This is a genomic window from Streptomyces sp. NPDC001890 (assembly GCF_042891445.1).
Lineage (GTDB): Bacteria > Actinomycetota > Actinomycetes > Streptomycetales > Streptomycetaceae > Streptomyces.
In genome coordinates, this window is record NZ_JBIATE010000031.1 from 31,146 (window position 1) to 51,653 (window position 20,508).

A 20,508-nucleotide genomic window follows, 5' to 3' on the forward strand; every position below is an offset into this window, starting at 1 on the left:
GGCCAGAGTGAAGCCATGACTGATGCGACATCCGCGAAGACCGCCCGCCGCTCCCACCACTGGCGGCGGGACGTGACCGAGCTCGCCGCCCTGTTCACCGCGGTCGCGGTGGCCGACGCCATCGCGAACCTGATCGGACACCAGCCCGACGGACCGTACCTGCTGATCGCCTCGGCCGTGGCTCTGGCCGTGACGGCCGCGTTCCACACCTGGTGGGCCCGGCGGCACAGCCACGCCCCGCCGCCGACCGCTATCGGCCTGCCCGCCGAGGGGGACGGCGGCAGCACGGACCCTGGCCACGCCACCGGCGTCACCACGACCGTGCCGGTGGACACGCCCACCGCCACAGCGCCGTCCCCCGAGGGCACGGTGCTGTGGCGGATGCGGACCACGGTGCGGGACACCCCCGGCAGCCTGGCAGCGCTGTGCGGTGCCCTCGCCCGGCACCGGGTCGACATCCTCACCCTGCAGACGCACCCGCTGGCCCGCGGCACGGTCGACGAGTTCCTGCTGCGGGCACCCGCCCCGCTCCAGGCGCAGCAGCTGAGCCGGGCGATCTCCGCCGCCGGGGGCAGTTCGACCTGGATCGAGCGGGCCGACACACACGATCTGGTCGACGCCCCGACGCGTGTGCTGGGCCTCGCCACCCGCACCGCCCTGGACGCGGCCGAGCTCCCGCTCGCACTGCGGCAGCTGCTCGGCCGCTGCGCCATCCACTCGCTGCCCGCCGTCTCGGTCACCGGCCGGGCAACCGGTGAGACCGCACCCGTCGAAGGAGTGCTGGAGAAGACGGTGATGCGGCTGCGCGACCCGTCCGGGGGTGCCATCACCATCGAACGGCCCTATCTTCCGTTCACGCCGACCGAGTTCGCCCGCGCCCGTGCCCTGGTCGAGCTCGATGCCCGGCTCGGCCCCCGCGTCCCGCGCAGCGAGCATGTGCTCACCCTGCCCGAGGGCAACGACATCACCGTGCGCCGCGCGGACCACGGTGACCTCGCGGCGGCACGCGCGATGCACGACCGCTGCTCCGAGCAGACGCTGCGACTGCGCTACCACGGACCGGTCCAGGACGCCGACCGCTACCTGGACCACCTGCTCAGTCCCCGCTTCGGCCGCACCCTGGCCGTACAGACGGCCTCGGGCCGCCTGGTGGCGCTCGGCCACCTCCTCTGGGACGGCGACGAGACCGAGGTCGCCCTCCTCGTCGAGGACGACTGGCAGCGCCGCGGCATCGGCTCCGAGCTTCTGAGCCGCCTGGTGGCGCTCGCCGTCGAAGCGGGCTGCGACAGCGTCTATGCCGTCACCCAGGCGTCCAACACCGGCATGGTCGCGGCCATGCGCGCGCTGTCGCTGCCGCTGGACTACCAGATCGAGGAGGGCACCCTGGTGGTCACCGCCCGCCTGGACGCGACGCCGGTCCGCCCACTGCCCCCCTACGAGCAGGCCGGTCGCTGACTCCTCGGCCACTCAGGACCCGACCGACGAAGACCACCGACGACTCAGCCGCTCAGGAACCGGACGCCGAAGACCCGGGGACGGAGGACCCGACCGCGGAGGACCCGACCGCGGCGGGCTCGCGTCCGGTGTCCTGCGGGCTCAGCGCCTGGCACAGATCGGCCCACAGGTCCTCGACGTCCTCCAGGCCGACCGACATGCGCAGCAGCCGGTCCCCGACCCCCGCGGCCTGCCGGTCCCCCTCATCCACGATGCGGTGGCTGATGGAGGCCGGATGCTGGATCAGGGTGTCCACGCTGCCCAGGCTCACCGCGGGCGTGATGAGCCGTACGGCCGAGATCACCCGGTGCGGATCCCCGTGCACCTCGAACGAGACCATCGCACCGCCCAGCTTCGGGTAGTGGACCCTGGCGACGCGCGGATCGGCGGTCAGCCTGCGGGACAGTTCGGCGGCGGTCGCGGACGCCGCCCGTACCCGTACCGGGAGCGTGGCCAGGCCGCGCAGCAGCAGATATCCGGCCATCGGATGCAGCACCCCGCCGGTGGCGAAACGCACCTGCCGCAGCCGGGCCGCGAACTCCTCGTCGCAGGCGACGACCCCGCCCATCACATCGCCGTGTCCGCCCAGGTACTTGGTGGCACTGTGCAGCACGATCCGGGCGCCGTGCTCGACGGGCCGTTGCAGGACCGGGGTGGCGAAGGTGTTGTCGACGAGCAGCGGCACCGAACCGCAGGAGTGCGCGATCGCGCGGATGTCGACCTCCTTGAGCGTCGGGTTGGCGGGGGTCTCCACCATCACGAGACCGGTGTCCGGGCGGATCGCGTCGGCGATGCCCGCCGGGTCGGTCCAGGTCACCTCCGTGCCCAGCAGCCCGGCGCCGAGCAGGTGGTCGCTGCAGCCGTAGAGCGGCCGGACGGCGACCACATGACGCAGTCCCATGCTCGCGCGGACCAGCAGCACGGCGGTGAGCGCCGCCATTCCGCTGGCGAACGAGACCGCGCTCCCGGTTCCTTCGAGCCGGGCGAGCGCCGTCTCGAACCGGGCGGTCGTCGGGTTGTCCAGCCGTGCGTAGACCGGCGGCCCTTCGAGCCTCGCACCGGTGGCGGCGAACGTGTCGATCCGCTCCGCCTCACCCCTGGAGTCGTACGAGGGGTAGGTGGTGGACAGGTCGATCGGCGGAGCGTGCAGTCCGAGGGCCGCGAGATCGTCACGGCCGGCGTGCACGGCATCGGTGGCGAGCGCCCTGGACGGGGTGGCCGTCGGGGGCGCCATCGAGTATTCGGTGTCCATGCCACCACTCTGAACAACGGCCGGGATCGGGTGGTCATGCTCCGTGCTACGTTCGGCAGATGGCCGATTCTGTCGCTCTTGACCCGGTGGACCTGCATATTCTGCGACTGCTGCAGAACGATGCCCGGACCACCTACCGCGAGTTGGCCGCCGAGGTCGGGGTCGCGCCCTCGACCTGCCTGGACCGGGTGACCAGGCTGCGCCGCTCCGGCGTGATCCTCGGCCACCAGCTGCGCCTGGACCCGGCGAGGCTCGGCCGGGGCCTGGAGGCACTGCTCTCCGTGCAGGTGCGGCCGCACCGCAGAGAGCTCATCGGCCCGTTCGTCGAACGCATCAGGACGTTGCCGGAGTCGCGTGCGCTCTTCCATCTGACCGGCCCGGACGACTATCTGGTCCATGTCGCGGTCACGGACACCGCCGATCTGCAACGCCTGGTGCTGGACGAATTCACCTCACGCCGCGAAGTGGCCCGGGTCGAGACCCGGCTGATATTCCAGCAGTGGGAGTGCGGGCCGCTGCTGCCGCCCGCAGAATCGGCGGAGCCGGGGCCCTGAGACCGAATGATGGTGACGCGGAGGCCCCCGGCGTACGAGGATGTCCGCATGTCAGACACTTCCAGCAGCGCGCTGCCCCGCCAGGTCGCCGACGACTACGTCGACGCATTCATCGAACTCGACCCGATCGCCGGCACCTACCTCGGTGTCGCGGAGAGCTCGCGCCGCCTCCCCGACTTCTCCCCCGCGGGTCAGGAGAGCCTCGCCGAGCTGGCCCGCGCCACCCTGGCGAAACTCGACGCCGCCGAACAGCTGCCGGGCGCCGACAGCGACGCCGAGCGCCGCTGCGGCCGGCTGCTGCGCGAGCGCCTCACGGCGGAACTCGCCGTCCACGAAGCCGAGGAGGGGCTGCGCTCGGTCTCCAATCTCCACTCCCCGGCGCACAGCGTCCGCGACGTGTTCACCGTGACGCCGACCGAGACCGAAGAGGACTGGGCGGCGGTCGTGGACCGGCTGCGCGCGGTGCCCGCCGCGTTCGAGGGCTACCGCGAGTCGCTGGCGCTCGGCCTGGAGCGCAAGCTCCACGGCGGCCCGCGCGCCACCGTCACCTTCATCGGCCAGCTCGACGAGTGGGCGGGTGAGGACGGTTCGGGCTTCTTCCAGGACTTCGTGGCGCCCGGACCCGCGTCCCTCCGCGCCGATCTGGACGACGGTGCCCGGCAGGCCACCGAGTCGGTCGTGGCGCTGCGCGACTGGATGCGCGAGGTGTACGCCCCCGCGGTCGAGGGCGCGCCGGACACGGTGGGCCGCGAGCGGTACGCGCGCTGGTCGCGTTACTTCAACGGCACCGACCTGGACCTGGACGAGGCGTACGCGTACGGCTGGTCCGAGTACCACCGGCTGCTCGCCGAGATGAAGACCGAGGCCGAGAAGGTGCTGCCCGGCGGCGGCCCCTGGGAGGCGCTGGCCCATCTCGATGTCCACGGCAAGCACATCGAGGGGGTCGACGAGGTCCAGGCCTGGCTGCAGGCCCTGATGGACGAGGCGATCGAGGCGCTCGACGGAACGCATTTCGAACTCGCCGAACGCGTACGGAAGGTGGAGTCCCGCATCGCCCCGCCCGGCGGCGCCGCCGCCCCGTACTACACGGGGCCCTCCGAGGACTTCTCGCGGCCGGGCCGCACCTGGCTGCCCACGATGGGCGAGACCCGATTCCCCGTGTACGACCTGGTGTCCACCTGGTACCACGAGGGTGTGCCCGGCCACCACCTCCAGATCGCGCAGTGGACGCATGTCGCCGACAGCCTGTCGCGCTACCAGGCGTCGATCGGCGGGGTCAGCGCCAACTGCGAGGGCTGGGCGCTGTACGCGGAGCGCCTCATGGACGAGTTGGGCTTCCTGCCCGACGCTGAGCGCCGCCTCGGCTATCTCGACGCGCAGATGATGCGCGCCTGCCGGGTGATCGTGGACATCGGCATGCACGCGGAGATGGAGATCCCGGCGGACTCCCCGTTCCACCCCGGCGAGCGGTGGACGCCCGACCTGGCTCAGGAGTTCTTCGGCAATCACAGCGGCCGTCCCGCCGACTTCGTGGAGAGCGAGCTGACCCGCTATCTCTCGATGCCGGGACAGGCCATCGGCTACAAGCTGGGCGAGCGCGCCTGGCTGCTGGGCCGGGAGAACGCCCGCAAGGCCCACGGCGACGCGTTCGACGCCAAGGCCTGGCACATGGCCGCCCTGTCGCAGGGGCCGCTCGGTCTCGACGATCTCGTCGACGAGCTCTCCAAGCTCTGACGCGGTGGCCCGGCGGCCGGGCCCGGTTCACTCCATGGGCCCGGCCGCCGAGCACCTCCCCAGCCCGAACGGCCGGACCGGCCGGGACACTCGGGTCGCCCGCGCCGGTCAGCAGCCGCAGTCCGCGGAGCCGACCGGCGCGGTGAGCGGGTCCGCGTCCCGCCGCTCCCGCCCCTCCCGGCTCTCGGACTCGAAGCCCTCGCGCACCCAGTACTCGAAGCCGCCGAGCATCTCCTTGACCCGGTAGCCGAGTTCGGCGAGGGCGAGCGCGGCACGCGTCGCACCGTTGCAGCCGGGGCCCCAGCAGTACGTGACCACGGGAACCGCCGGGTCGAGCAGCTGGTGGGCCTGCTCGGCGATGAGCGGGGTCGGCAGGTGCACCGCGCCGGGGATGTGCCCCTGGTCCCAGGATGCGGTGGAGCGCGAGTCCAGGAGCACGAAGCCCGGATCGCCGTCGGCCGCGAGCGCGGCGGCGACGTCGGAGACGTCCGCGTGGAAGGCGAGCGAGGCGCCGAAGTAGGCGGCGGCCACCGCCGGGGAGGCCGGCGGGACACGCAGGACGGGGTGGGCCGCGATGGCGGTGGGCTGCGAGGTCATGTCCAGAAATCTACGGCCGGTGATCCGCTCCCGGAAGGTGAGATCCCCGGCACAATGCTTGCTCCACCGGGGATTTCCCTGTTGTCTCCTGCCCATGACCGACTATTCCCCGGACGCCACCGACTGGCGCATCCTCGATGTCCTGCAACGCAAGGGGCGCGCGTCGTTCGCCGAGCTGGCGCGCGCGGTGGCGATGTCCCCGAGCGCAGTGACCGAGCGGGTACGCAGACTGGAGGAGGCCGGGGTGATCAGCGGTTACGCCGCCGTGGTCGACCCGGAGCGGCTCGGGCTGCCGATCCTCGCCCTCGTACGGCTGCGCTACCCCAACGGCCATTACAAGCCGTTCCACGATCTGCTCGACACGACTCCGGAGATCGTGGAGGCCCACCATGTCACCGGTGACGACTGTTTCGTACTGAAGGTCACCGCCCGCTCGATGAGTCACCTGGAGGAGGTCGCGGGCAGGATCGGCGCCCTCGGTTCGGTGACCACGAGCGTCGTCTACTCCTCGCCGCTCCCCCGCCGTGCCATCAGCCGCTGACCTCTCCAGTGGTGCGGTGCCTGACCGCCGATCCGTGCCGTTCCTTCACCACTTCGAGCTGGGCGGGGATGCGGCGGCGCAGATCGGCGACATGGCTGACGATGCCGACGCTGCGGTCCCGCTCGCGCAGCGAGTCGAGTACGTCGAGCACCTCGTCGAGGGTCTGGTCGTCCAGGCTGCCGAAGCCCTCGTCGATGAAGAGGGTGTCCAGCCGTACCCCGCCCGCCTCGTCGGTGACCACGTCGGCGAGGCCGAGCGCCAGGGCGAGCGAGGCGAAGAACGTCTCGCCGCCCGAGAGCGTCGCCGTGTCCCGTTCGCGGCCGGTCCAGGCGTCGACGACATGCAGCCCGAGGCCCGATCTGCGGCCCCCGGTGCGGGCGTCGGAGTGGACCAGCGTGTAGCGGCCGGAGGACATGCGCCGGAGCCGCGCGGTGGCCGCGGCGGCGACCTGTTCCAGCCGGGCGGCGAGCACGTACGACTCCAGCCGCATCTTGCGTTCGTTGTCCGCGGAGGTGCCCGCGGTGAGTCCGGCCAGCCGTGCCACCCGGTCGTACTCCTCGCGCAGCGGGCCCAGTCCGCGCACCTCGTCCGCGGTGCGCCGGGAGAGCCGGCCGAGTTCGGCGCAGCGCTCGCGTGCGGCCGCCAGTGCGGCCAGGGCGTCCCGCAGCAGCCGTTCGGCCGTGTCGTACGCGGCCTGCGCGACGTCCACCGCGGCCGGCGGGCGTCCGGCGGCGGCCCTGGTCTCCGTCTCGGCCAGCCGGTCGGCCACCGCCGCCGCCTCGGACTGCCAGGCGTCGACGAGCCGTTGTAGTTCGCGCTGCCCGGCATCGGGGAGGAGGGTCTCGGCCGCGGCCTGCGGAGTGTCGAAACCGGCCCGGAACGCGGCGTCCGCGAGCCGGTCGTCGGCCTCCTTGCGGTGCTGTGCGGCGGCCTCCTCCGCGCGTACCGCCTCGGCTGCCGCGGCGAGCAGCGCGACGCGGCGCTCCAGCAGCGCGGCGTGCTCGGCCACGCTGCCCGAATCGCCCCGGGCGGTCACCAACTCGGCTTCGAGTACGGCGTGTTCGCGGTCCAGTCCTTCGCGCAGGGAGGTACGGGCCGCGGCCCGGCGTTCGGCGAGCTGCCGGGCGTCGAGGCGTTCGGCCTGTTCCCGCTCGGCGGCGGCGAGGGCCTCGCGCGCGGCGTGCATGCCCGCTGCGGTGCGGTACGCCTCGGCGTGCATGCCGGTCAACCGGTCGACGAGCGCGCCGAGTTCGGCCACGGTGGGGTCGGCGTCGGGTGCGGTGCCGGCCGGTCCCGCGGCGACCGGGCCGGTCCCGGCGGTCGGTGACGGCCCGGCCGAACCGGCGGCGGCGCTCCTGCTCACGCGTACCGACGCGGCGGGGTCGGCGGCGTCGTCTCCGTCCCTCGGCTGGGGCACCGCCGAGCGGGCGGCCACCCGGGCGGCGGCGTGCTGCTCGCGTACGACGCCGAGCTCCCGGTCCGCGTGCGTTCGTGCCTCGTCGGCCCGGCGGTAGGCGTCGAGCGCCCGCTCCTCGGTGGCCCGGTCGACATGCCCGTCGGCCGCGCGGGCCGGGTTGGGGTGCTCTGCCGAGCCGCAGACCTTGCAGTCCTCGCCGTCCACCAGCTCGGCCGCCAGCTCCGCCGCGATGTCCCGCAGCCGGCGTTCGCGCAGCTCCAGCCATGTCTCGTGGGTTCCGGCGGCGTGCTCGCGGGCGGCGGCCAACCGCTCGGCGGCGGCGGACACCCGGTCGGCGAGCGCGTCGCGTCGGCGGGCCGCGTCCAGCCGGGCGCGGGCGGGCTCCAGCCGGCCGGCCAGCTGTTCGGCGCGGGTGGCGGCCTCCTGGGCCGCCTCGATGCGGGCGCGCAGTCCGTCGCGGGTGGACTCCCAGTCGGCCAGCCATGCCTCCGTGTCGCGGATCAGCTCGTCGTCGGCCCTGGCCTGGTGCTCCAGTCCGGCCCGCTCGGTGTCGATCTGCGCGCTGCGCAGCTCGGCCCGCTTCGCGGCTTCGAGCCCACCGAGCTCCTGCCGCAGCCGTCGCTCCAGCTCCGCGAGCTGTTCGGCACCGGCGTCGGCCAGGGTGCCGGGCAGCACCGCGCGGGCGCGGTCACGGGCCCGGCAGGACATCCGGTAGGCGCGCTCGGCGTCGTCGCGCAGATCCAGTGCCGGTGCGACGAGGTCCGCCTTGCGGGCCCGTGCGAGTCGTTCGTGGTGGCGGTCGCGGTCGGCGCGGCGGTCTTCGAGCACGGCGGCGCGGCGCCGCGTCTCCTCGTACCGCTGCTGGAGTGCGGCGAGTTCGCGTTCGCCGTCGAGTGTCTGTCGGGCGGCCGACTGCCGGTCCTCGGCTGCGGCCAGGGCGCAGGCGGCGATGTCGAGCCGTTCGCGGGCGCCGCTGCGGGCCGTCGCCGCCCACTCCAGTACCCCTTCGGCGAGCCCCGGTTCGCCGGGCTGGATGTCGGGCAGCGGCGCTTCGCGTCCGGCGGGTCCGGCGGCCTGGGCGAGCCGCTGGGCGACCGCGAGGACTCGTTCGTCCCCGGCCCTGACCCTGGTCTCGGCGGTGCGGCGCAGTTCGGCGAGGCGGTCCTCGACGGCGGCGAACCGGCGGGTGTCGAAGAGCCTGCCGAGGAGTTTGCCGCGTGCTTCGGCATCGGCGCGCAGGAAGCGCGCGAAGTCGCCCTGCGGCAGGAGCACTACTTGGCAGAACTGTTCCCGGCTCATCCCGATGAGCTGGGTGATCTCCTCGCCGATCTCCTGGTGCGAGCGGCTGAGCGGCCGCCAGCCGTCCTCGGGGTCGTACTCCCGCAGCCGGCTCTGGGCCTTCTCCGTGGTGAAGCCGCTGCCCTTCTTCTTGGGGCGGGGCTGTGCGGGGCTCCGGGTGATTTCGAGGCGGCGGTCGCCGACGGTCAGCTCCAGCGTGACCTCGGTGGCGAGATCCGCCGGGGCGTGGTCGCTGCGCAGGGAGGTGCCGGGGGTCTGGCGGGCGCCGGGCACCGCGCCGTAGAGGGCGTAGCAGACCGCGTCGAGCACGGAGGTCTTTCCGGCGCCGGTCGGCCCGTGCAGCAGGAAGAGACCGGCCGCCGAGAGGGTGTCGAAGTCGATGGACTGGGTGGCACCGAACGGCCCGAAGGCGGTGAGGTCGAGCCGGTGGAGTCTCAACGGTTCACCTCGCGCACGCCGTCGTCCACCCGGACGTGGTCGAAGGCGCCGCGCAGCACCGTTCGTTCCTTTTCGTCGGCCGCGGAGCCGCCCCGCACATGGGCCACGAAGTCCTCGGCGATCTGCTGGTCGTCGCGCCCCTTGAGGCGCTGGGCGTACGAGGCGAGCGGGTCGTCGGGGGCCCGGTCGGGTTCGAACACGAGGCTGAGGGTGTGCGGGAACCGCTCGACGAGCCGGGCCATCGGCTCGGCCGGGCGGGCCGGATCGGTGAGGGTGGCCTCGACCCAGGACTCCCGGTGCTTCTCCAGCGCGGCGTCGTCGATGAGGTCGTCGAGGCGGCCGCGGAGCCGGGCGAGCGGGCGGGGCACCGGGCAGTCGAGGCGTTCGGCAGTAATTGTGCCCCGGGCGTCGAGGTCGATCAGCCACATGGTCTTGCGGTGGGTGGCCTCGGAGAAGGAGTACGCGAGCGGCGAGCCCGAGTAGCGGACGCGTTCGGTGACGGTCTGGCAGCCGTGCAGGTGGCCGAGCGCCACGTAGTCGACGCCGTCGAAGACTCCGGCGGGTACGACGGCCACCCCGCCGACGGTGATGTCGCGTTCGCTGTCGCTGGGCTCACCGCCCGCGACGAAGGCGTGGGCGAGCACGACGGAGCGGGTGCCCTGCGGGCGCTCGGCCAGATCTGCGCGTACCCGCTCCATGGCCGCGGTCAGCACCGCTTCGTGCCCGGCGCGCTCCGCCTTGAGGACGTCCTTCACCAGGGCCGGTTCCAGGTAGGGCAGCCCGTAGAACGCCACGTCGCCGTGCGCGTCCGGCAGGACGACGGGAGTGGCGCACCCTGCCGGGTCGGTCCGCAGGTGGATCCCGGCCCGTCCGATCAGTCCCGCGCCGACGCCCAGCCTGCGTGCCGAGTCGTGGTTGCCGGAGATCATCACGGTGGGCACGCCGGCGGCGGCGAGCCGGTGCAGCCCGTCGTCGAAGAGCTCGACGGCGGCCAGTGGCGGTACGGCCCTGTCGTACACATCACCCGCGACGAGGACCACGTCCACCCCGTGCTCGCGCACCGTCGCCACCAGGTGGTCCAGGTAGGCGGCCTGGGCGTCGAGCAGGGAGACCCGGTGGAACGAGCGCCCCAGGTGCCAGTCGGACGTGTGCAGAATTCTCAAGAGCCGGCTCCGACCTGCATCGTTCTCTTCCTCCGCCCCCGGGGCCGCCGAGTCCCTCTCGTCCCGTCCACCCCAGTCTCGCATCACCGCCGACCCCGTCCGGGCCATCGCCCCGCAGGCCGGGTCCGGGCGGGGAAGGTCCCGCGCGGGGCGGCGCGGGATGCCGGTCAGGCGTCCCCGTACGCCTCGCCGCCGAGCTCCAGCCCGGCCTCGCCCGCCGTCACGTCGGCCAGCCAGCCGCGGAAGGACTCGACGTCGGCGTCCGGGAGGGCGATCTCGATGACGACGGCCTCCGCGTAGCGGACCTCGCGCACGGTGCGGCCGGTGGCGCGCAGGTCGTTCTCCAGCTTGCCCGCCCGTTGGTGGCCGATCGTGATCGTGGCGAGACGGAACCGCCGGCGGGTGATGGTGCCGAGCTCGTCGAGGGCTTCGCCGACCACTCCCCCGTACGCCCTGATCAGTCCGCCGGCGCCGAGCTTGACACCGCCGTAGTAGCGGGTGACGACGGCGACGACGTAGCGCATCTCACGGCGCGTCAGCATCTGGAGCATCGGCACGCCCGCGGTGCCTCCGGGCTCCCCGTCGTCGCCGGCCTTCTGCACGGAGGCGTCGGCGCCGATCACGTAGGCGAAGCAGTTGTGGGTCGCGGTCGGGTGTTCCCTGCGGACGCGTGCGACGAAGTCCTGCGCCTCCTGCTCGGTGGCGGCGGGCGCGAGCGCGCAGATGAAGCGCGACCGGTTGATCTCGGTCTCGTGCACGCCCGCTCGGGCGACTGTCCGGTACTGCTCCTGCATCCGGCCACCCTATGCCCCGTACGGGAATGGCCCGGGGCCGCCGTCCGTTGTGCGGATCATGTACGCAGACGAAGAGACGATCCGCCGGATTCTCCGGGACAGCGGCGACACCTGGGCCGTGGTGGGCCTGTCCGACAACCGCTCCCGGGCGGCCTACCGCGTCGCCGAGGTGCTCCAGCGCTTCGGCAAGCGGGTGGTCCCGGTGCATCCCAGGGCCGAGCGGGTGCACGGCGAGGACGGCTACGCGTCGCTGGGAGACATCCCGTTCCCGGTCGATGTGGTGGACGTCTTCGTCAACAGCGAGCTGGCGGGCCCGGTGGCCGACCAGGCGGTCGCGGCGGGCGCGAAGGCCGTCTGGTTCCAGCTCGGTGTGGTCGACCCGGAGGCGTACGCGCGCACGCGTGCGGCAGGTCTTGAGATGGTCATGGACCGGTGCCCCGCCATCGAGATCCCCGCTCTGGACCGCTGAACCGCAACTGCGTTCCTCGCCCGCACGTGCCCATGGCATGCGTGTTTCGCGCCCCGCGTCCGGCTGAGAGAATGGCCCGCTGTGACCACTACCACCGCGCCGCCCCATACCCACAGCCGGAGCCGGCTGGCCAGGCAGCTCACCGAGCTGGGAGTGGAGCGCGGCGGCGTCCTGCTGGTGCACGCGTCGATGCGCGCGGTGGGCCCGGTGAGCGGTGGGGCCGGTGCGATGGTGGGTGCGTTGCGGGACGCCCTCGGGCAGGGCACGCTCGTCGTCCCCTCCTTCACGCCGGAGAACTCCGACACCTCTCCGCACTACCTCGACCGGGTGCGCGGGCTCGACGACCGGGCCCGGGAGGCCGTGCGGGCGAGCATGCCGCCCTTCGACCCGGCGACGTCGGCCGCACCGTCGATGGGCCGGCTGTCGGAGGCCGTACGGCTCGGCGACGGGGCGGAGCGCAGCGGCCACCCGCAGACGTCCTTCGCCGCGCTCGGCCCACTGGCCAGGAAGCTGATGGCGGATCACAGCCCCGATTGCCACCTCGGCGAGGATTCGCCGCTGGCCCGGCTCTACGATCTGCGGGCCCAGGTGCTCATGCTGGGCACCGGTTTCGACACCTGCTCCGCGTTCCACCTGGGCGAGTACCGGGTACCCGCCCCGCCCCGCCGGAGCTACCGCTGTGTGGTGACGGCCGGGGGCCGCCGCCAGTGGTGGGAGTACGAGGACATCGTGCTGGACGACAGCGACTTCGCGGCCCTGGGTGCGGACTTCGCCCGCACGTGCACGGGTGAGCGGATCCGTACCGGCCGGGTGGGTTCGTCGACGAGCCGGCTCTACCGCATCGTCGACGCCGTCGACTTCGCCGCCGGCTGGCTGCCGGCCCACCGTGCCGGTGCGGCGGCACGGACCCTCTGCCACTCGTCCGGCTGAGGGCGCGGCCCTCCCGCAGGGGCTTCAGCTCCTGATGCCGAGCCCCTCGACGATCACCGCGCCCGGCAGCGCCGCCAGTGCCTTGCCCGGGACGATCAGCTTGCCCCGGCGGCTGCCGCTGCCGATCAGCACCCACTCCTCGTCGACGACCGCGGGATCGATCAGCAGCGGCCACGCGGCGGGCAGGCCGATGGGGGTGATGCCGCCGTACTCCATGCCGGTCTCGCCGACCGCCGTGTCCATCGGGGCGAAGGACGCCTTGCGGGCGCCCAACTGCTTGCGGACCACGCCGTTCACATCGACGCGGGTGCTGGACAGGACCAGGCAGGCCGCGAGTGTCACCTCACCACCGCGCTTGCCCGCCACCACCACGCAATTGGCCGACCGGTCGAGCAGTTCCGCGCCGTGGTGCTCGACGAAGACCGCCGTGTCGGCGATGGCCGGATCCGAGTCGACATGGATGATCTGCTCGGCGGGGAACCCTCCCCAGCCCGCGGTCACGGCCGCGGCGACGGGGGCGGTGAGCAGATCGAGCCGGTCGGCCGCCGGACCGGCGTTCTCGAAGGAGCCGATGGGAGCGCGCATGTGCGCCACGCTAACAGCGATCCCGGGGCCTGCGGCCGGCCGTCTCACCGTACGGGCGGGATGGAGACGGCCATGATCACTTCGGCCGGCTCGGAGCCGTCGTTTCGGTAGGAGTGCGGGTGGTGCGCCTCGAACGAGGCGGAGGCGCCGGCCGGTACGGCGTACGAGGTGCCGTCGACGACCAGGGTGAGTTCGCCCGCGTCGACGTGGAGCAGTTCGACGGTGCCCTCGGGGTGCGGGTCGGAGGCGCTGCTGTCGCCGGGCATCAGCCGCCAGGACCAGAGTTCGAGCGGCCCCCTGGCCTCCGTGCCGACGAGCAGGGTGGTGGAACTGCCCGCGTCGGTGGACCACATGCGTACCGCCTGGCTCTCGGGCACCAGCCGGACCGGTGAGCCCTGCTCGTAGTCGAGCAGGGTGGTGATGCTGACCCCCAGTGCGTCGGCGAGCTTGACCGTGGTGCCGACGCTCGGGTTGGTGCGGGCCTGTTCGATCTGGATGATCATGCCCCGGCTGACCCCGGCACGGGCGGCCAGAGCGTCCAGGGTGAAGCCGCGTTCCCCCCTCCAGCGCTTGAGATTGCGCGCGAGCGACTGAGTGAGCTGATCGAGGTCAGACACATTCCGTCCAATATTTTGGATAACAGGGTCGAAAATACTGCACTACGGTGTGGTGCACTCCACCGTTCACCGCACTGTACTGCGAGGCCCGCAATGACAGCACTGTTCGCGCCGGCCACCAGCCCGCTCCGGGGACTGGCCGACTTCGGCGGCGGGCTGCTCACCGGGCGCGTCCCCGCGCTCACCGTGGTCGTCGCCTCCCAGTCCGTGGCGGCCGTGGTGCTGGGCGTCGTCGCGGTCGCGACCGGCGGCTGGAGCGAGGCGGGCCCGCAGCTGTGGTTCGCGGTCGCGGCGGGTGTCGTCGGACCGGTGGCGATGCTGAGCTTCTGGAGCGGCTGCGCGGGGTGCAGGCCGCCGGGGCGGGTCTCGCCCTGGTGGGCACGGTGCTGCTCGCGACCGGTTGAGGCCGGTCAGCCGGCGGCCGGGCCGGAGTTCTCGCCCGGTTCCGCCAGGGCCAGCAGCTGCTCGGGCGTGACACCCGACGGGATCGGCACCGGCGCGGGGGTGCGCAGCGGCGGCTGCCAGCCCTTCTCGGGATCCCAGCTGCGTACGACGCGGGCGGGGGCACCGGCCACCACCGCATGGTCGGGCACCTCGCCCCGTACCACCGCGCCCGCGGCGACCACCACATTGCGCCCGAGCACTGCTCCCGGGAGGATCACCGCTCCGGTGCCGATCCAGCAGCCCGGCCCGATGGCGACCGGCTCCATGCGGGGCCACTGCCGGCCGACCGGCTCGTGCGGATCGTCGTAGCTGTGGTTCGTCGACGTGATGTAGACGTACGGCCCGCAGTACGTGTCCGGGCCGATGGTCACCGTGGTGTCGGCGACCACATGGCTGCCCCGGCCGAGCACCACGCCGTCGCCCAGGGTCAGGATCGGGTCGGGACCGAGGTCGAGGTCGGGCATGAGCCCGGCCGTCAGAGTGACCTGTTCGCCGATCACGCAGTGCGAGCCGAGCTCGATCCACGGCTCACCGAAGACCGTGCCCTGCGGGAAGGCCAGCCGGGTGCCCTCGCCGATCCGGCGGAAGCACAGCGCACCCGGCCGGTCCGCGGTGACCGCGCCCGTCTCCTGCACCCATCGCCAGCCGCGGTGGACGGCCCGGGACAGGGCGCGTCGCCGCCAGGCGGCGAGGGAAGAGAACATGTTCCTGTTCTTCGGCACTCGCTCACGGTAGTCGGCGGCGGCCGAGTCGATCACCGCGGCGACCTGTGATGTTCACCCCACTCGGTCGCTCTCGCCCGGCCGTCGCCTACCGTTCCTCCTGGCGCGATCGAACAGCCGTGGCCGGCTGCCGGGACCGGACAGCCTCGGCCGCGCGACACCTGAGCACGGAGGAACGGGCGATGGCACAACAGGCGTTGATCACGGGAATGGGCGGCAAGGAGCCGGACATCGACGTGGCTGCCTTCACGGCACCGACCTCGGTCGTCATCGGTGAGATCACGATGGCCGCGGGCTCCAGCATCTGGTACCACGCCGTACTGCGCGCCGACTGCGGACCGATCGTCATCGGTGCCGACAGCAACATCCAGGACAACTGCAGCGTCCACGGCGACCCCGGGTTCCCGGTCACGATCGGCGAGCGCGTCTCGGTCGGGCACAACGCCGTGCTCCACGGCTGCACCATCGAGGACGATGTCCTGGTCGGCATGGGCGCCACCGTGCTCAACGGCGCGCACATCGGCGCGGGTTCACTGATCGCGGCGCAGGCCCTGGTCCCGCAGGGGATGCAGGTGCCGCCGGGCTCGCTGGTCGCCGGGGTCCCCGCCAAGGTGAAGCGCCCGCTGACCGAGGAGGAGCTCGAAGGCATCAGGTTCAACGCGGTCGGCTACGTGGAGCTGGCCAAGGCGCACCGTCAGGCGCACGAAGGCTGAGCGCGACGGGCGGCGGGCAGCACGCAACGGGCGGTGCGGGAATCGCACCGCCCAGTCCGTGGCATCGCACCGCCCGGTCCGCGCAGTCCGCGTACGGTCAGTCGGTGGCCACGGCCGTCGCCGGCTCGGGCGCCGGGGCAATCGATGCCGCGGCCGCCTTCTTGGCCCGGTTCTTCACGATCAGCATCGAGGCGATGCCGATCAGCACCGCGACCACGAGGCCGAGATAGGAGAACCGCTTGAGCCAGGCCTCGGCGACGACACCCACCGAGTAGATGACGGCCGTGGTGCCGCCCGCCCAGACGATGCCACCGAGCACATTGGCGATCAGGAACTTCCAGTACGGCATGTGCAGCACGCCCGCCAGCGGACCCGCGAAGATCCTCAGCAGTGCCACGAAGCGGCCGAAGAACACCGCCCACATGCCCCACTTCTCGAACGACCGCTCCGCCATCGCGATCTGGCTCTCACCGAAGTGCTTGGGGAACTTCCCGCCCAGCTTGGCCAGCAGCGGGCGCCCGCCCTTGCGGCCGATGGCGTATCCGATCGAGTCACCGATGATCGCACCGGCCGAGGCGCAGGCGCCGACCATCCACGGGTTGATTCCGTCGTGCCCGGCGGCCAGGAGTGACGCGCTGATCAGGACGATCTCGCCCGGCAGCGGAATGCCGAGGCTCTCCAGGCCGATGACCCCGGCCACCAGGGCGTAGACGCTGACCGCGGGGATGGTCTCCAGCCATTCCTGGATGTGCAACGCCGGTTCCTCCCGTAACTGATGACTGTTGCCCGCCGGGCAACTCCTCGGCGCACGGCGGGAAGCCTACCTGTCCCGCCAGTTGCCCGGACAGCTCGAAAAGCCGCCACGCGCCCTCCCCCGGGGCGCGTGGCGGCTCTTCACGAGGCCGGCCGGAATCAGGCGTTGGGGCGCAGCGTCCAGACGACCGTCATCTCACCGGTCACCGCGCCGTCCGCGCGCTGGATCCCAATGGTCACGGGGAACTCCGGCCGCTTGCCCTCGTCGAGTTCGGCGATGACCTCGGCCACCGGGCGGCCGAGGGTCGCCGTCGCGGTGACGACTCCCTTGGCCAGCTTCTTGTAGCCGATCTCCGCCTTCACCGCGAGCGGCACGGCGCGCGACATCTGGTCGCCGAAGGCTGCTATGACGATCGCCCCGCTCGCCGATTCCGCCAGCGTGAACATCGCTCCGGCGTGCGGTCCGCCGATGTGGTTGTGGTATTCGGCCTGGTCCGGCAGGCGGACCACCGCGCGCTCGGCGGTCGTCTCCAGGAATTCGAGGTTGAGGGTCCGGGCCATCGGAACCGTCGCGACGAGCATCTCGCCGACGGTCATCTGTTCAGCGCTCATGGCCAGATGTTACTCACGGGTAGAACTTTTTGGCCATCCCCGAAGCCCCCGGTGGACCTCCCCGATCGCTTCCTTCACCGTCCGCACACGGGGGCGGGCGTAGCAGACCGGCCACCGCCCCTCTATCGTTACTCGCCATGTGGCCAGGACAGCAGCCGCCCGGGGGCGAGCAAAACCCGCAGGACCAGAATCAGAACCCGTACCAGCAGCCGGGGTACCAGCAGCCGAATCCCTATCAGCAGCCGGGATATCAGCAGCAGGGACAGCCGGGGCAGCAGCCGGGGTATCAGCAGCAGGGCCAGCAGCCCGGCTACGCGCAGCCGAACCCGTACCAGCAGCCGACCGTGGCGCAGTACGCGGTGCCCGGTCCGCCCGGTGCTCCGCAGCCCGGCGACAACAACAAGAAGAAGACCACCGCCATCGCGATCGTCGCGGCCACCGCCGTGGTCGTGGCCGCCGTGGTGACCGGTGTCGTCGTGATGAACAAGGACGACAAGGGCAAGGACGTCGCCGACGGCAAGCAGTCCTCGGCGCCGGCCAAGCCGTCCGGCTCCGCCTCCGCGTCCGAGGCGAACCCGCGTGGCGACGACGGGGACCCCAAGCCCCTCATCCCCGGGTGGAAGGTCGTCACCAACCCCAAGTGGGGTACGCAGTTCGACGTGCCCGGCGACTGGGAGGTCGGGAAGCCCGGCGTGTTCTCGTACTTCGAGGACGAGAAGAAGGGTGACGGCTCGCCGCTCATCGGCTTCTCCGCGCCGTCGTTCTACCAGAAGCAGTGGTGCGTGGACGACACCGACAAGGACGGCGTCGAGGAGGACATGAGCCTCGCGAGCGCCGGGACCAGGGGCGCCCAGGGCGCCACCGACGCCGCCAAGAACGCCCACAGCGAGGCCGGCACCTGGGCGTGGGCCGCGTACGCGCAGCACATGCCGCAGAGCACCATCAAGTTCACCGAGGCCAAGCAGTACACCACCAAGTCGGGTCTCACCGGCCAGGTCGTCTCCGCCACCGCCCCGAACGTCACGAAGCGGAAGAAGTGCGACAGCGACGGCAAGGCCATCGCCTTCACCTTCAAGAACAAGAAGGGTGAGTTCGCGTCCTGGGTCCTGTACGGAGCAGACTCCGTAAAGGACGAACTCCCCGACACGACGATCGACAAGATCCTGAGCACCGTGCGGCTGGTGGACGTCACTCCCGCTCCCTGACCCCGTTCCCTCCCCCGGGAAAGCAGTTGGCACGGTGGGGGCGGGGCAGCGATAGTCCCTTGGGTGACTGTCACCGCCACCGCCTCCCGTCCGCCGCACCCCGGCCGCAACTACCGTCTGCTGACCGCCGCCGCGATCATCACGGGCCTGGGCACCCATGGCGCGCTGATCGCGGCGGCGTTCGCCGTTCTGAAGGCGGGCGGTGACGGCGGCGACGTCGGTCTGGTGGCCGCCGCCAGGGCCGCGCCCCTGGTGCTCTTCCTGCTGATCGGCGGGGCGATCGCGGACCGGCTGCCGCGCCACCGGGTGATGGTCGCGGCCAATACCCTCAACTGCGTCTCGCAGGCCGCGTTCGCCTGGCTGGTCCTGGCCGGTGATCCGAAACTGTGGCAGATGATGCTGCTCACCGCGTTGTGCGGCACCGGGCAGGCGTTCTTCAACCCGGCGGCCGAGGGCATGCTGATGTCCAGCGTCAGCCGGGAGCAGGCGAGCCGTGCCTTCGCGCTGTTCCGAATGGCCACACAGGGCGCGACGATCGGCGGTGCGGCACTCGGCGGCGCCATGATCGCGGCGATGGATCCCGGCTGGGTGCTGGCCGTCGACGCCGCGGCCTTCGCGGTGGCCGGTGCGTTGCGCGCGTTCCTGGACGTCGGTCACATTCCCCCGCGCGCGCCGGGTGGCGGCCTGCTCGCCGACATGCGGGACGGCTGGCAGGAGTTCATCGGACGCCCCTGGCTGTGGAGCATCGTGGCCCAGTTCTCGGTGGTGGTCGCCGCCGTGGGTGCGGCCGAGTCGGTGTACGGTCCGCTGGTCGCCCGGGACGAGCTCGGTGGCGCCCGCCCCTGGGGCTTCGCACTCGCCGCGTTCGGGGCCGGCACCTTGGGCGGGGCGCTGCTGATGACGCGTTGGAAGCCCCGGCGGCTGCTGCTGGCCGGAACGCTCTGCGTCTTCCCGCTGGCGCTGCCGTCGGCGGGCCTCGCGGTGCCGTTGCCGGTGGGCGCGCTCTGCGCGGTGATGTTCGTCAGCGGCGTCGCCATCGAGGTGTTCGGGGTCTCCTGGATGACGGCCATGCACCAGGAGATCCCGGAGGAGAAGCTCAGCCGCGTCTCGGCGTACGACTGGTTCGGCTCGGTGGCGATGATGCCGGTCGCCACCGCGCTCGCCGGTCCGGTGGAGTCGCTGGTCGGGCGGAGCGAGGCCCTGTGGGGGTGCGCGGGGCTGATCGTACTGGTCACCGGGGCCGTGCTGTTCGTACCGGAGGTACGCCGGCTGACCCGGGCCCCCGAGATCACCGAGGTCGCGGCGGGGAAGGACCTGGGGCCGGTCTCAGCCGATGCTGAAGGCTCCGTCGGGCGGCTCGGGTGAGGCGACCGCCTCACCGTCTCCGACCGGCCCGGCCCCACCGGCCAGCCGGTCCAGCGCGGCACCGTACTCGACCCGGGCCGGGAAGGCGTCGGCGGCGCAGCGGCGGGTCAGCGCGGCGGTGTCGATGGGGCTCGGGGAGGCGACCAGGATGACGTTGCCGAAGCGCCGGCCGCGCAGCACCGCGGGTTCGGCGATGAGCGCGAGTTCCTCGAAGACCGCCGCGAAGGTGGCCAGTTGGGAGCGGAGGAAACCGAAGGGCGCGCCGTCCGCGAGGTTCGCCGCGTAGATCCCGCCGTTGCGCAGCGTACGGCGGGCAGCCCGTGCGTACTCGACGGAGGTGAGGTGGGCGGGTACCCGCGAGCCGCCGAAGACGTCCGCGATCAGGATGTCGAGGGAGGCGGGTGCGGTGCGCTCCAGCAGGCCCCGGGCGTCCGTGCCGTGCACGGTGATCCCGCTGTGGTCGGGGAGCGGAAGCTGCTCGGCGACCAGTTCGAGGAGCCCGAGATCGGCTTCGGCGACGTCCTGGCGGGAGCCGGGCCTGGTCGCGGCGGTGTAGCGGGGCAGGGTGAGCGCACCGCCGCCGAGGTGGAGCACGTCCAGCGGCGCGCCCGGCCCGGCCGCGCAGTCGACGACATGGGCGAGCCGTCGGGCGTACTCGAACTCCAGGTGCTCCGGCGCGTCGAGGTCGACGTAGGACTGGGGCGCGCCATCGACGGTGAGCAGCCAGGCCCGGTCCCGGTCCACGTCGGGGAGGAGTCTGGCGGTGCCCTGGTCCACGTCCCGGATGACGGGTATCGAGTCGTTCACTCC

At 72.4% G+C, this 20,508-nt stretch carries 20 protein-coding genes and 1 pseudogene; 10 read left to right on the plus strand and 11 right to left on the minus strand.

Going from position 1 to position 20,508, the window contains the following annotated elements; all coding sequences use genetic code 11:
• Positions 1-15 precede the first annotated feature (15 nt).
• Positions 16-1,455, plus strand: coding sequence for a GNAT family N-acetyltransferase (locus ACFYY1_RS37585; protein ID WP_388593785.1), 1,440 nt, complete (start codon positions 16-18; stop codon positions 1,453-1,455).
• A gap of 52 nt (positions 1,456-1,507) precedes the next feature.
• Here ACFYY1_RS37585 and ACFYY1_RS37590 read toward each other — a convergent pair whose 3' ends face one another.
• Positions 1,508-2,746: a trans-sulfuration enzyme family protein gene (locus ACFYY1_RS37590; protein ID WP_388593788.1), complete on the minus strand. Its 1,239-nt coding sequence runs from the start codon at positions 2,744-2,746 to the stop codon at positions 1,508-1,510.
• A 59-nt stretch (positions 2,747-2,805) separates the two neighbouring features.
• Between ACFYY1_RS37590 and ACFYY1_RS37595 the strand changes: the two genes are divergently transcribed.
• Together ACFYY1_RS37595 and ACFYY1_RS37600 are read left to right on the plus strand one after the other, a co-directional pair.
• Entirely contained in the window at positions 2,806-3,300 is a 495-nt protein-coding gene (locus ACFYY1_RS37595) for an Lrp/AsnC family transcriptional regulator (RefSeq protein ID WP_266735380.1), read from the plus strand.
• A gap of 48 nt (positions 3,301-3,348) precedes the next feature.
• The gene (locus ACFYY1_RS37600; protein WP_388593791.1) at positions 3,349-5,034 is read left to right on the plus strand and encodes a DUF885 domain-containing protein; all 1,686 of its coding nucleotides are present in this window, start codon (positions 3,349-3,351) and stop codon (positions 5,032-5,034) included.
• 108 nt (positions 5,035-5,142) lie between these two features.
• Here ACFYY1_RS37600 and ACFYY1_RS37605 read toward each other — a convergent pair whose 3' ends face one another.
• Positions 5,143-5,631, minus strand: coding sequence for a rhodanese-like domain-containing protein (locus tag ACFYY1_RS37605; RefSeq protein ID WP_388593794.1), 489 nt, complete (start codon positions 5,629-5,631; stop codon positions 5,143-5,145).
• Between the two features lie 94 nt (positions 5,632-5,725).
• On the opposite strand from ACFYY1_RS37605, the gene ACFYY1_RS37610 reads away from it, so the two are divergent.
• The gene (locus ACFYY1_RS37610) at positions 5,726-6,172 is read left to right on the plus strand and encodes an Lrp/AsnC family transcriptional regulator (RefSeq protein WP_388593797.1); all 447 of its coding nucleotides are present in this window, start codon (positions 5,726-5,728) and stop codon (positions 6,170-6,172) included.
• Here ACFYY1_RS37610 and ACFYY1_RS37615 read toward each other — a convergent pair.
• The 3 genes from ACFYY1_RS37615 to ACFYY1_RS37625 all read right to left on the minus strand — a co-directional run bounded on the left by ACFYY1_RS37615 (position 6,162) and on the right by ACFYY1_RS37625 (position 11,283).
• Entirely contained in the window at positions 6,162-9,326 is a 3,165-nt protein-coding gene (locus ACFYY1_RS37615) for an AAA family ATPase (RefSeq protein ID WP_388593799.1), read from the minus strand. The genes ACFYY1_RS37610 and ACFYY1_RS37615 overlap by 11 nt on opposite strands.
• Positions 9,323-10,489: an exonuclease SbcCD subunit D gene (locus ACFYY1_RS37620; protein ID WP_388593800.1), complete on the minus strand. Its 1,167-nt coding sequence runs from the start codon at positions 10,487-10,489 to the stop codon at positions 9,323-9,325. Before ACFYY1_RS37620 ends, ACFYY1_RS37615 begins: the two co-directional genes overlap by 4 nt.
• Positions 10,490-10,656: 167 nt before the next feature.
• Entirely contained in the window at positions 10,657-11,283 is a 627-nt protein-coding gene (locus ACFYY1_RS37625; protein ID WP_388593801.1) for a YigZ family protein, read from the minus strand.
• A 58-nt stretch (positions 11,284-11,341) separates the two neighbouring features.
• On the opposite strand from ACFYY1_RS37625, the gene ACFYY1_RS37630 reads away from it, so the two are divergent.
• Together ACFYY1_RS37630 and ACFYY1_RS37635 are read left to right on the plus strand one after the other, a co-directional pair.
• Positions 11,342-11,752 (plus strand): CoA-binding protein, encoded by a 411-nt coding sequence (locus ACFYY1_RS37630; RefSeq protein WP_388593803.1) that lies wholly within the window; start codon positions 11,342-11,344, stop codon positions 11,750-11,752.
• Between the two features lie 81 nt (positions 11,753-11,833).
• On the plus strand, positions 11,834-12,682 hold the full coding sequence (locus ACFYY1_RS37635) for an aminoglycoside N(3)-acetyltransferase (RefSeq protein ID WP_388593805.1): 849 nt from the start codon (positions 11,834-11,836) through the stop codon (positions 12,680-12,682).
• A 24-nt stretch (positions 12,683-12,706) separates the two neighbouring features.
• On the opposite strand, the gene ACFYY1_RS37640 is transcribed toward ACFYY1_RS37635, so the two are convergent.
• Together ACFYY1_RS37640 and ACFYY1_RS37645 are read right to left on the minus strand one after the other, a co-directional pair.
• The gene (locus tag ACFYY1_RS37640; RefSeq protein ID WP_388593807.1) at positions 12,707-13,267 is read right to left on the minus strand and encodes a YbaK/EbsC family protein; all 561 of its coding nucleotides are present in this window, start codon (positions 13,265-13,267) and stop codon (positions 12,707-12,709) included.
• Between the two features lie 44 nt (positions 13,268-13,311).
• Positions 13,312-13,884: a helix-turn-helix domain-containing protein gene (locus ACFYY1_RS37645; protein WP_388593808.1), complete on the minus strand. Its 573-nt coding sequence runs from the start codon at positions 13,882-13,884 to the stop codon at positions 13,312-13,314.
• Positions 13,885-13,977: 93 nt separating this feature from the next.
• Between ACFYY1_RS37645 and ACFYY1_RS37650 the strand changes: the two are divergent.
• A pseudogene (locus tag ACFYY1_RS37650) lies at positions 13,978-14,295 on the plus strand (hypothetical protein); the annotation flags it as partial.
• Here ACFYY1_RS37650 and ACFYY1_RS37655 read toward each other — a convergent pair.
• Complete coding sequence (locus tag ACFYY1_RS37655) at positions 14,295-15,050, minus strand: acyltransferase (RefSeq protein WP_388593810.1); 756 nt, start codon at positions 15,048-15,050, stop codon at positions 14,295-14,297. The pseudogene ACFYY1_RS37650 and the gene ACFYY1_RS37655 overlap by 1 nt on opposite strands.
• 182 nt (positions 15,051-15,232) lie before the next feature.
• On the opposite strand from ACFYY1_RS37655, the gene ACFYY1_RS37660 reads away from it, so the two are divergent.
• A complete protein-coding gene (locus ACFYY1_RS37660) occupies positions 15,233-15,763 on the plus strand; it encodes a gamma carbonic anhydrase family protein (protein ID WP_388593812.1) in 531 nt (176 codons plus the stop codon).
• Between the two features lie 97 nt (positions 15,764-15,860).
• Here the strand turns inward: ACFYY1_RS37660 and ACFYY1_RS37665 are convergent, their stop codons facing one another.
• Positions 15,861-16,517: a DedA family protein gene (locus ACFYY1_RS37665; protein ID WP_388593815.1), complete on the minus strand. Its 657-nt coding sequence runs from the start codon at positions 16,515-16,517 to the stop codon at positions 15,861-15,863.
• A gap of 158 nt (positions 16,518-16,675) precedes the next feature.
• Positions 16,676-17,113 (minus strand): DUF4442 domain-containing protein, encoded by a 438-nt coding sequence (locus tag ACFYY1_RS37670; protein ID WP_388593879.1) that lies wholly within the window; start codon positions 17,111-17,113, stop codon positions 16,676-16,678.
• 152 nt (positions 17,114-17,265) lie between these two features.
• On the opposite strand from ACFYY1_RS37670, the gene ACFYY1_RS37675 reads away from it, so the two are divergent.
• Positions 17,266-18,333 (plus strand): hypothetical protein, encoded by a 1,068-nt coding sequence (locus ACFYY1_RS37675; protein ID WP_388593817.1) that lies wholly within the window; start codon positions 17,266-17,268, stop codon positions 18,331-18,333.
• Between the two features lie 63 nt (positions 18,334-18,396).
• Positions 18,397-19,698, plus strand: a complete 1,302-nt coding sequence (locus ACFYY1_RS37680; protein ID WP_388593820.1) for an MFS transporter — start codon at positions 18,397-18,399, stop codon at positions 19,696-19,698.
• Here the strand turns inward: ACFYY1_RS37680 and ACFYY1_RS37685 are convergent.
• Positions 19,660-20,505, minus strand: a complete 846-nt coding sequence (locus tag ACFYY1_RS37685; protein WP_388593822.1) for a spermidine synthase — start codon at positions 20,503-20,505, stop codon at positions 19,660-19,662. The two genes, ACFYY1_RS37680 and ACFYY1_RS37685, sit on opposite strands and share 39 nt — an antisense overlap.
• Positions 20,506-20,508 lie beyond the last annotated feature (3 nt).

Bases quoted from the DNA above. Each gene is read 5' to 3' on its own strand.
- ACFYY1_RS37600 (WP_388593791.1), top strand. From the start codon at position 3,349: ATGTCAGACACTTCCAGCAGCGCGCTGCCCCGCCAGGTCGCCGACGAC.
- ACFYY1_RS37610 (WP_388593797.1), top strand. From the start codon at position 5,726: ATGACCGACTATTCCCCGGACGCCACCGACTGGCGCATCCTCGATGTC.
- ACFYY1_RS37590 (WP_388593788.1), bottom strand. From the start codon at position 2,746: ATGGACACCGAATACTCGATGGCGCCCCCGACGGCCACCCCGTCCAGG.
- ACFYY1_RS37630 (WP_388593803.1), top strand. From the start codon at position 11,342: ATGTACGCAGACGAAGAGACGATCCGCCGGATTCTCCGGGACAGCGGC.
- ACFYY1_RS37595 (WP_266735380.1), top strand. From the start codon at position 2,806: ATGGCCGATTCTGTCGCTCTTGACCCGGTGGACCTGCATATTCTGCGA.
- ACFYY1_RS37585 (WP_388593785.1), top strand. From the start codon at position 16: ATGACTGATGCGACATCCGCGAAGACCGCCCGCCGCTCCCACCACTGG.
- ACFYY1_RS37605 (WP_388593794.1), bottom strand. From the start codon at position 5,631: ATGACCTCGCAGCCCACCGCCATCGCGGCCCACCCCGTCCTGCGTGTC.
- ACFYY1_RS37625 (WP_388593801.1), bottom strand. From the start codon at position 11,283: ATGCAGGAGCAGTACCGGACAGTCGCCCGAGCGGGCGTGCACGAGACC.
- ACFYY1_RS37675 (WP_388593817.1), top strand. From the start codon at position 17,266: ATGTGGCCAGGACAGCAGCCGCCCGGGGGCGAGCAAAACCCGCAGGAC.
- ACFYY1_RS37640 (WP_388593807.1), bottom strand. From the start codon at position 13,267: ATGCGCGCTCCCATCGGCTCCTTCGAGAACGCCGGTCCGGCGGCCGAC.
- ACFYY1_RS37660 (WP_388593812.1), top strand. From the start codon at position 15,233: ATGGCACAACAGGCGTTGATCACGGGAATGGGCGGCAAGGAGCCGGAC.
- ACFYY1_RS37670 (WP_388593879.1), bottom strand. From the start codon at position 17,113: ATGACCGTCGGCGAGATGCTCGTCGCGACGGTTCCGATGGCCCGGACC.